This is a genomic window from Moraxella sp., assembly GCF_024227015.1.
Lineage (GTDB): Bacteria > Pseudomonadota > Gammaproteobacteria > Pseudomonadales > Moraxellaceae > Moraxella.
In genome coordinates this window covers 1-9,433 of the sequence record NZ_JAAELD010000159.1, presented here as the reverse complement: position 1 = coordinate 9,433, position 9,433 = coordinate 1, and the positions used below count along the sequence as shown (strand labels likewise).

The 9,433-nt window shown below is 45.0% G+C and carries 12 protein-coding genes; 2 read left to right on the top strand and 10 right to left on the bottom strand.

Annotated elements, in window-relative coordinates:
- Positions 1–176: 176 nt before the first annotated feature.
- Entirely contained in the window at positions 177–1,256 is a 1,080-nt protein-coding gene (locus tag GY683_RS03770) for a PhoH family protein (RefSeq protein WP_297287478.1), read from the top strand.
- Positions 1,246–1,773 (top strand): rRNA maturation RNase YbeY, encoded by a 528-nt coding sequence (gene ybeY / locus GY683_RS03765; RefSeq protein WP_297287477.1) that lies wholly within the window; start codon positions 1,246–1,248, stop codon positions 1,771–1,773. Before GY683_RS03770 ends, ybeY begins: the two co-directional genes overlap by 11 nt.
- Positions 1,774–1,820: 47 nt before the next feature.
- Here ybeY and pyrF read toward each other — a convergent pair whose 3' ends face one another.
- The 10 genes from pyrF to GY683_RS03715 form a co-directional block, all read right to left on the bottom strand.
- Complete coding sequence (gene pyrF / locus GY683_RS03760; protein ID WP_297287476.1) at positions 1,821–2,516, bottom strand: orotidine-5'-phosphate decarboxylase; 696 nt, start codon at positions 2,514–2,516, stop codon at positions 1,821–1,823.
- Positions 2,517–2,518: 2 nt separating this feature from the next.
- The gene (locus tag GY683_RS03755; RefSeq protein WP_297287475.1) at positions 2,519–2,887 is read right to left on the bottom strand and encodes a LapA family protein; all 369 of its coding nucleotides are present in this window, start codon (positions 2,885–2,887) and stop codon (positions 2,519–2,521) included.
- Between the two features lie 35 nt (positions 2,888–2,922).
- The gene (locus GY683_RS03750; protein ID WP_297287474.1) at positions 2,923–3,231 is read right to left on the bottom strand and encodes an HU family DNA-binding protein; all 309 of its coding nucleotides are present in this window, start codon (positions 3,229–3,231) and stop codon (positions 2,923–2,925) included.
- Between the two features lie 268 nt (positions 3,232–3,499).
- Positions 3,500–5,173 carry a 30S ribosomal protein S1 gene (gene rpsA / locus GY683_RS03745; RefSeq protein ID WP_036362958.1) on the bottom strand — a complete coding sequence of 558 codons (1,674 nt, stop codon included), beginning with the start codon at positions 5,171–5,173 and terminating at the stop codon, positions 3,500–3,502.
- Between the two features lie 136 nt (positions 5,174–5,309).
- Positions 5,310–5,798 carry a GNAT family N-acetyltransferase gene (locus GY683_RS03740; protein ID WP_297287473.1) on the bottom strand — a complete coding sequence of 163 codons (489 nt, stop codon included), beginning with the start codon at positions 5,796–5,798 and terminating at the stop codon, positions 5,310–5,312.
- A complete protein-coding gene (cmk, locus tag GY683_RS03735; RefSeq protein ID WP_297287472.1) occupies positions 5,795–6,484 on the bottom strand; it encodes a (d)CMP kinase in 690 nt (229 codons plus the stop codon). The genes GY683_RS03740 and cmk overlap by 4 nt, the downstream gene beginning before the upstream one ends.
- A 53-nt stretch (positions 6,485–6,537) precedes the next feature.
- On the bottom strand, positions 6,538–7,026 hold the full coding sequence (gene tadA / locus GY683_RS03730) for a tRNA adenosine(34) deaminase TadA (protein ID WP_297287471.1): 489 nt from the start codon (positions 7,024–7,026) through the stop codon (positions 6,538–6,540).
- A gap of 196 nt (positions 7,027–7,222) precedes the next feature.
- A complete protein-coding gene (gene ung / locus GY683_RS03725) occupies positions 7,223–7,945 on the bottom strand; it encodes a uracil-DNA glycosylase (RefSeq protein WP_297287470.1) in 723 nt (240 codons plus the stop codon).
- Between the two features lie 62 nt (positions 7,946–8,007).
- Entirely contained in the window at positions 8,008–8,907 is a 900-nt protein-coding gene (locus GY683_RS03720) for an RDD family protein (protein WP_297287469.1), read from the bottom strand.
- Between the two features lie 132 nt (positions 8,908–9,039).
- Positions 9,040–9,433 (bottom strand): putative PEP-binding protein (locus GY683_RS03715; protein WP_367274109.1); only part of this gene is annotated, 394 nt, incomplete at its 5' end.

Here is a 9,433-nt window from a genome sequence, read left to right as displayed (position 1 = left end):
TTAATCCGTGTGTCCCTGGTTCGAGCCCAGGTTGGGGAGCCATATTCTGCTAGAAATAGCGATTTAAAAGCCTTTTCATATTGAGAAGGCTTTTTTATTGCCAAAATCTCTTGAAAATCTTTGCATTTATCCTTATTATGAACGCGTGATTCATTCAACCACATAAGGATAACTTCTTGAGCATCACTCGCACTCTTGTTTTAGAACTAGACAGCCACGCCCTGCGCAACTTAGCAGGTGAATATAATAAACACATTAAATACCTACAAGAACGCCTAGAAATTCAAATCACTCAGCGCCAAAACAACTTTATCCTAACAGGCGATTTGGACGCTGTTGAACGAGGCGAATTCATCCTAAATAAACTCTCAGAAATCGCCGATGATGACATCCCCAGCGAAGAGCTGCATCTCATCATCCAATCAAGCCTTGCCCGTAGCAATGACAGCGACATCGCTCAAAATACCCAAGCCACTTCAACCAATAAAACCCATAACACTTATGCAGATATCAGCCTAAGAACACGCAAAGGCAAAATCACACCGCGCGGTTACAATCAACAAGAATACGTCAAAAAAATCCTAATCTCTGACGTGTCTTTTGGCGTGGGTCCTGCTGGTACAGGTAAGACTTATCTTGCGGTTGCCTGCGCTGTTGATATGCTCGAGCGTGGAGAGATTGAACGCATCCTATTGGTGCGTCCTGCGGTGGAAGCAGGTGAAAAATTAGGCTTCCTGCCTGGCGACCTAACCCAAAAGATCGACCCTTATTTACGCCCATTATATGATGCCTTATACGAGATGCTCGGCTTTGAGAAAGTGGGTAAGCTGCTAGAGCGCCAAGTCATTGAGGTCGCACCGCTTGCTTACATGCGTGGGCGCACGCTAAATAACAGCTTTGTCATTCTCGATGAAGCCCAGAACACCACACCTGAGCAGATGAAGATGTTCTTGACGCGTCTTGGCTTTGGCTCGCGTGCAGTCATCACAGGTGACATGACACAGGTGGATCTACCACGCGGTCACAAATCGGGACTGTCCCAAGCCCTGCAAATCCTATCAAAAATCGACGAGATTCACATCACACGATTTGACAGCAAGGATGTAGTGCGCCACCATCTGGTGCAAAAGATCGTCCAAGCCTATGATGCATTCGATGATGAGCAGGAAAAAATCGCTGCAGAACGTAAAGCCGCTCGCCTGGCTGAGGAATTGGCAAAAGCAAACTTAGATAAGGCAGAATCGCATGACGATTAGTCTATTCATCGATCATCACCCCGACATTGATGGTACTGTCTATGAAGAAGCGACTCTAGCCAAAGTCGCTGATCACGCCATTAATGTCATGACCGATAAGCTAAATAAAGGCTTAGAATTTGCCTATTTTGAAAATACCGAAGATTATTGGCATAAAAACAAAACCTTAGACATCTACATCACTAATGCCACCGAAGGACAACAACTTAACTTAGATGCACGCGGCAAAGATTATGCCACGAACATCTTATCCTATCCAAGTGAACTGCCCAGTGACGTACTTGACCTGATGGATGGCATACCATTAGGTGAACTTATCATCTGTCATGAGGTGCTTGTGCGCGAGGCAAACGAGCAAGGCAAGCAGTTTGAAGATCATCTGCATCATTTATTGGTGCATGGCATCTTGCATCTGCTTGGATTTGATCATGAGATTAGTGATGCCGATGCTGATGAGATGGAAGGTTTTGAAATCGAAATTCTGCAAGGATTAGGAATAAGCAACCCATATCTCTAATGTTAATAAGCAAATAAAAAGCAATCTTTCAAAGATTGCTTTTTATTTTATAGATTATTTAAAATTAAACGAAGCTTATCATTGGGATTGTCAGCATTCGTAATAGAACGCCCAACAACCAGATAATCTGAACCGTTGGCCAGTGCGTCTTTTGGGGTGCAGATACGCTGCTGATCATCGCTACTGTCTGTCGCCAAACGAATGCCTGGTGTAACAAGCTTAAAATCACTGCCAAGCGCTGATTTTAATACGCTTGCTTCTTGTGCGGAACATACAACACCATCAAGGCCGGCATTTTTGGTCAATGTGGCAAGTCTAAGCACATGCTCTTGAGCATTACCGCTAATACCAAGCTCCAATAGATCACTGTCCGCCATCGATGTTAATACCGTTACTGCGATCAACAGCGTATCATAACCACCAGCAGACAGACGAGATTTGGCCAATGTCATCGCTTTAGACCCTGCCGATGCATGGACATTCACCATCCATACACCCATATCAGCAGCCGACAACACAGCCTGAGCTGTGGTATTTGGAATGTCATGAAACTTCAAATCCAAAAATACGTCAAAGCCACGCTGATGGAATTCCTGAACAACCTTTGGACCGCAGATGGTAAAGAGCTCCTTACCAACTTTAAGACGGCAAAGCGATGGGTCTAAAGCATCTGCCAGCGCAAGTGCGCCATTCAAATCATGCTTATCCACCGCAACAATTACAGGGGAATTTAACTTGCTCATGCTTATAGATGCGAATTGTTAGTTGTATTTGTTGGCGCTGCATTCTCAACAATCACAGTCTCAGTAGGACGAACCTCAGATTGCTGAGCCAATTTGATGTTCGCTTCTGTCAGCTGTGATTGGGTCAGTTTTAGCTCTTTTTTTAGACGGCTAATCTCCCATTTATTTTGAAGAACACGGAATACCAACAGCGCAAGTAGCATCCCTAAGATAACGCCAAGGACAATCGTAATCACAAGTAGTAAGCCTAGATTCATGGTAGGCACACTTGAGAACATCAAGTTCACCGCCACTTCGCTGTTGTTCATCAGCACCAGACCAATGGCATAGGCGCATACCGCCACTAATAATACGATCAAAATAATATGCATGTTTATACTCTCATTTATCAGTCATTAAGGATAAATTAATCATTAATGGCATTTACCGCTTCTTTTAGCGCTTTGCCAGGTTTAAAATATGGCACAGCTTTAGCTTTTACCAACACCGTTTCACCTGTTCGTGGGTTTCTAGCGTGGCGCGCGTCACGATGATGCAAACAAAAACTACCAAAACCTCGAACTTCCACCCTGCCATCATGCGACAAGCTGTCCACCATCAGACCAATAATCTCGCGCACCGCCTCATCAACGACCGCCTCTTCGATGCCGTCACATGCCGATGCCAAATTAGTAATAAGATCAGATTTATTAATGACTTGTTGTGCTTGTTGCATATATCCCGCCTATCAATTCGCCATCATATCATAAAAAAGCGAATCAAATCATATTAACAAAAATGCAATCTTTGGTAAGATTTTGTTTAAGTTATAATGATAACGGAAAAATGGCAAAATGTGAATGAATTTTTTGTTAATTTTCATCACTTTGCAAACCTTTGCTATTTTAACATGATCGCTAATTTTGTAATGTAGCAAATCAGTAAACATATGTTTAAGATAACAAAAAAGAGCAGCCTAAGCCGCTCTTTTTTGTTTGCTTTGATTAGCCTTTTAGCTGATCAGCAAAGATGTCACCTAGAGTTTTAGGTTGGTTCTCTGCAGCTGTATTAGACAGCTCTTTGATCGCTTGACGCTCATCAGCCTCGTCTTTGGCTTTCACAGATAGTGTGATGCCACGAGATTTACGGTCAACACGAACGATCTTAGCTTCAACTTCATCACCAACGTTTAGCACTTTAGAAGCATCTTCAGTACGCTCACGCGCGATGTCAGCAGCAGCTAGGTAGCCTTCTACTTCGTCAGCCAGTGTGATAACAGCACCTTTGGCGTCAACTTCTTTTACTGAACCTTTTACGATAGCGCCACGGTCATTTGCCAGTAGGTATTCGTTGAATGGGTCAGAGTTAAGTTGCTTGATGCCTAGGCTGATACGGTTAGCTTCTGCATCAACTTGTAGAACAACGGCTTCTACGGTGTCGCCTTTAGAGTAGTTGCGGATCGCTTCTTCGCCAGACTCAGTCCAAGAGATGTCAGATAGGTGAACCAGACCATCGATACCACCTTCTAGACCAATGAATAGACCGAAGTCAGTGATTGATTTGATGGTACCAGAGATTTTGTCGCCTTTAGCGTGGTTTTTGTCAAACTCTGCCCATGGGTTTGGCATGGTTTGCTTGATGCCTAGGCTGATACGACGACGCTCGCCGTCAATTTCAAGAACCATTACATCAACTTCATCACCCACTTGAACAACTTTAGATGGGTGGATGTTCTTGTTGGTGTGATCCATCTCAGAAACGTGTACTAGACCTTCGATGCCTTCTGCGATCTCAGCGAAGCAGCCATAATCAGTTAGGTTAGTTACGCGAGCTTTAGTGATGGTGCCCACTGGGTAAGTCTTCTCAACTTCGCCCCATGGATCAGAACCAAGTTGCTTAAGACCTAGGCTAACACGGTTACGCTCACGGTCGAATTTCAATACTTTAACTTTAAGGTCTTGACCAACTTCTACCGCTTCTGATGGGTGCTTGATACGCTTCCAAGCCATGTCAGTGATGTGTAGTAGGCCGTCGATGCCACCTAGATCAACGAATGCACCGTAGTCAGTTAGGTTCTTAACGATACCATTAACTTCCATGCCTTCTTCTAGCTTAGCAAGTAGCTCATCACGCTCAGCACTGTTCTCAGCTTCCATTACCGCACGGCGAGAAACAACGATGTTGTTGCGTTGCTTGTCGATCTTGATAACTTTAAATTCTAGCTCTTTGCCTTCTAGGTGAGTGGTTTCGCGTACTGGACGAACATCAACCAATGAACCAGGTAGGAACGCACGTACAGAACCGATCTCAACAGTAAAGCCGCCTTTAACTTTAGAAGAGATAAGACCAGTAACGATTTCGTCATTTTCATGAAGCTGTTCAAGCGCACGCCAGCTTTCTTCACGTTTTGCTTTTTCACGAGAAAGAACAGTTTCGCCCATGCCGTTGTCGACTTTCTCAACAACTACGTCTACTTTGTCGCCGATAGCAACTTCAAGCTCGCCAGCTTCGTTCAAGAACTCTGAACGCGCGATGAAGCCTTCTGATTTTAGGCCAGTATCAACAGTGATACGCTCGTTGTCGATGGCAACAACAGTACCAGAAATAACGGCACCGATTTCAACTTTGATTTCGTTGGCGTTGCTTTGTTCAAACAGTTCAGCAAATGATAAACTCATTAGTAATACCTTAAAATTAGCCGTAGCCTGTCCAGCACAGTACGGTTCAAGTGATGTGTGCTATTGAGAGATGCTGGTTTTGACTCAAATAGCAACACAAAAATATGATAAACCCGACAATTATATCAGATAATTATTAAAATAGATAGCGATTTATTTTAAGACAATATACCCACTGCTCGCCCTTTTGCCCCATAACGGTTCGTGCTTGCCTTATAAAACCTACCTTTTCATAAAGTCTTTGGGCGGACACATTGGCGTGATTTACCCCAAGTACAAACTCATCGCAAAGAGGAATGTGCATTTTACAAAACTCTTGTAAGCGTTTAACATCCAGAGCATTTTTGGCATAGCCCATACCTTGAAAAGCAGGATTCATAGACATAGAGCGAAGCAGGACGGCATTGGGATTGTCAGTGTAGCAGTATTTATCCCGCCCAAAATCCAGCACAAAAAATCCCACTGCCCGACATAACTCATCATCCAAAATCACCACCTTATAAGCATCTGCACGCTCATCATCAAACCAGTCTTTTGGCAAGGTGGTAAACTGCTTTTGCTCATCGCCCAACGCATAAGACAGCTCATCTTGGTGCATGGTGTTAAGCGGGGCAAGCGTTATCACAGCTTACCCTGTGCAAATGCCAAAATCTCATCAAACACCGCATCCGCTGATTTGTCCGAGCTGTCAATGATTAGGGCGTCTGCAGCGGGCCGACTTGGGGCAACGGCACGGTTTTCGTCTCGCTTGTCTCGCTCGATAATGTCCGCCAAAATCGCTTCATAATCCGCCACTTTGCCTGCCATTTGTAATTGCAACACCCGTCTGTCGGCACGAGCCTTGGCACTTGCGGTCAAAAATACCTTAACAGGGGCATCGGGGAAAATCACCGTCCCCATGTCTCGCCCGTCCGCCACAAGCCCTACTCTGTCTTTTGCCATGTTTTTTTGTAAGTCAAATAACGCCGTCCGCACGCTTGGCAACACAGCGACACGGGACGCATATCCGCCCACGATTTCATTGCGAATATCGTCAGTTAGAGGGGTATTATCCACTAGGATTTCCACAGTTTTTGTGGCGGTATTGGGACGAAAAGATAGGTTTAAAGACCGGGTTAGTTTAGCAACTTTTTGCTCGTCAATCTGCTCGCCATCAAGTAAGCCGTTTTTAAATGCCATTAGCCCAACAATGCGATACAACGCACCGCTATCTAATAGCTCAAAACCAAAATGCTCAGCAAGGCGATATGCTACCGTGCCCTTACCTGCCCCTGAAGGGCCGTCAATAGTGATGATTTTTGGGGTTGTCATATAGGTTCTCTATAATATTTTTACAAAATGCTTAGCAAGATGAAAATCCGTGATTAGATTTTACACCCTTCATTGATTTGGCTTTCAATTTTTGCCTTTTTCTTATCGGCTCGTCTTTGTTTAAAAAATTGGCTCAACATCATTGAACTTTCATTTGCCAACAGTCCGCCTTGAATATTGATGACATGATTGTAAAACAGCTCTTTGGCAAGGGCTAATTGGCTTGCTACCACCCCCGCTTTTGGCTCATACGCCCCAAACACCACACGGCTGACACGGGCATGAATGAGCGAACCAAAACACATGGTGCACGGTTCTAACGTAACATACAGCGTACTGCCAATCGGCAAGCGGTAATTTTGCACCCGCTCACACGCCTGACGCAAGGCGACAATCTCGGCATGGTGCGTGGGGTCGTGCGTGCTAATCGGGCAATTAAAGCCTTCGCCTAAAATCTGTCCGTCATGCACCACCACCGCCCCCACAGGTATCTCGCCACGCTCCGCCCCACGTCTGGCAAGAGCTAGGGCGTGGTTCATCATGGCGACATCTACAGGCGACCAAAATTTTAATGAGCTAAAATTTGTTGGTTTAGCCTTAGTATTTTGATAAAAATTTTGATAGCACTTTAAACGCATTAAACAACTTTTCCGCACAAATCGCTTTTAAGATTATCCACAATTTTTAGCAGCCTAGATCCGTTGGTTCGAGTCCGACCACTGATACCAAATTCAATGATTACTGTGGCAACACCCAATCAATCGCCCCTTTGCCGTGTCTGGCAAGATAATCATTAGCTCGCGAAAACGGACGAGTGCCAAAAAATCCGCCACGATTTGCCGATAATGGAGACGGATGATTAGCGGTTAAAATCAAGTGGCGAGAGGCGTCAATAAACCGCCCTTTTTTCTTAGCATAACTGCCCCACAGGATAAAAACCGTGCGGTCGGTTTGGCGGTTGATGACATCTATCACCGCATCCGTAAACTCCTCCCAACCTTTGCCTTGGTGTGAACCTGCCTGCCCGTTTTCTACCGTCAATGTGGCGTTAAGCAGTAGCACGCCTTGATTTGCCCAATGGGTCAAATCGCCATGAGCAGAGACGGGAATGCCCAAATCGGTCGCCAGCTCTTTTAAAATATTGGCAAGGCTTGGCGGTTTGGGAATGATTTTTGGTACGCTAAACGACAACCCCATAGCCTGCCCCGCCCCATGATAGGGGTCTTGCCCGAGTATCACAACTTTGACGGACGATAATGGCGTGGTATTTAGGGCGTTAAAAATCAATGGCTTGGGTGGATAAATGGTTTTGCCTTTGGCGTATTCGCTTTGCAAAAAAGCACGCAAATCATCCATAACAGGCGATAATAATATATCCGCTAAGGCAAATTTCCAATCATCGGGCAGCTGTACTTTGTTTAAGACGGTGAGTTGGCCGGGGGTGAGTTCTTGGCTGTGCATAGGTATATTGGGATATTTTCAATAAAATCGGACAGATTGATCGCAACCTGTCCAAGATGGTGTTATTTTTTGGTTTTATCCAGCTGGCTTGGATGCGCCTTAACCACAATGGTATTGGCAATTCTGTCGTGCCAGCCTTGCTTTTTGTCATTCATCGACGCCATAAAATAATTCACACCCACCAGCACCAATGCCAAGTTAAATGGCATCGCAGACGCTATCCAATAAATCACCACAAGCAGAATCGTGCGTACACCTACCAACGATGTAAAAGGTGGAATTTTTTTTGTGCTTTGACTAACCGCTCGGATACCCATGACTAATTTGCCAAAAGATTGACCGCGCATCACAATCAAGATCAACTGAATCAATAAGAATCCACCTACCATCATCAGCGTCATCATCGCCACCTGGCTTGGGATCTGCTCAGCGAGCGTCTGGGCATATGCCATGCGCGATTCAAAGCTACCCGTGGTCATCTTCTGCTGATCAGGATTTAGCTTAACCATCGCTGATAAAAATGGTAAAAATGCAATGATGAATAGCACAAGATTAATCGCCAGAGCTAAGAATCGACTGCCAATCGAAGCATAAACCACTTCATTGGCATTGGTCGTCGCTGACACCTTAGAAAATGCCGGTGTGGACTTGGGTGGCAGCATGGTCGATGGCTCGGTAGGCTTGCGACCGTAGAGCTCAGCAACGCTAACTCGCTGGTCTTTTTGAGATTTAAAATCAACATTATCACCAAAACCACGAACTTCCTGTCTTGGTTGATTGGTTATCTGAGGAGAATAGCGATACTGATTACCCGTCAAGTCACCCAATCTCTGCCAGTTCGCCATGCCAGAATGCCAAGCCAAGTCATCAAGAACCACCTCGCCCGATGCCAGCATGGTATTTAGTTCGTCTAGAGTATAAGGTCCTGCCTGTACGCCATTACGCGCTAAGTAGATTTTCATATTTTAATACTTTTATGGATAAATTTAGCTATTGTAACCAAAAGGTTTTGGCAATACAAGGCTAATTTTAACCCCCTGATTTTAAAAGAAACAAGGCAATCCATGGGACTGCCTTGTTTTGATTACGTCTGATTAGTCTTGAGCTAGGAACAACCAAGTATCCAGCACCGTATCAGGATTTAGTGATACCGAGCTGATACCTTGCTCCATGAGCCATTTGGCAAGGTCTGGGTGGTCGGACGGCCCTTGACCGCAAATGCCGACATATTTGCCTTGCTTGCGACACGCCTCAATCGCCATACCAAGCAGTTTTTTGACCGCAGGATCTCGCTCGTCAAACAGGTGCGACACAATGCCACTATCACGGTCAAGCCCTAGCGTAAGCTGAGTTAGGTCGTTTGAGCCGATTGAAAAACCGTCAAAGTATTGCAAGAACTCATCAGCAAGCAATGCATTGGTTGGCAGCTCGCACATCATGATAATCTCAAGCCCATTTTCACCACGTTTTAGATCGTTTTTCTCAAGC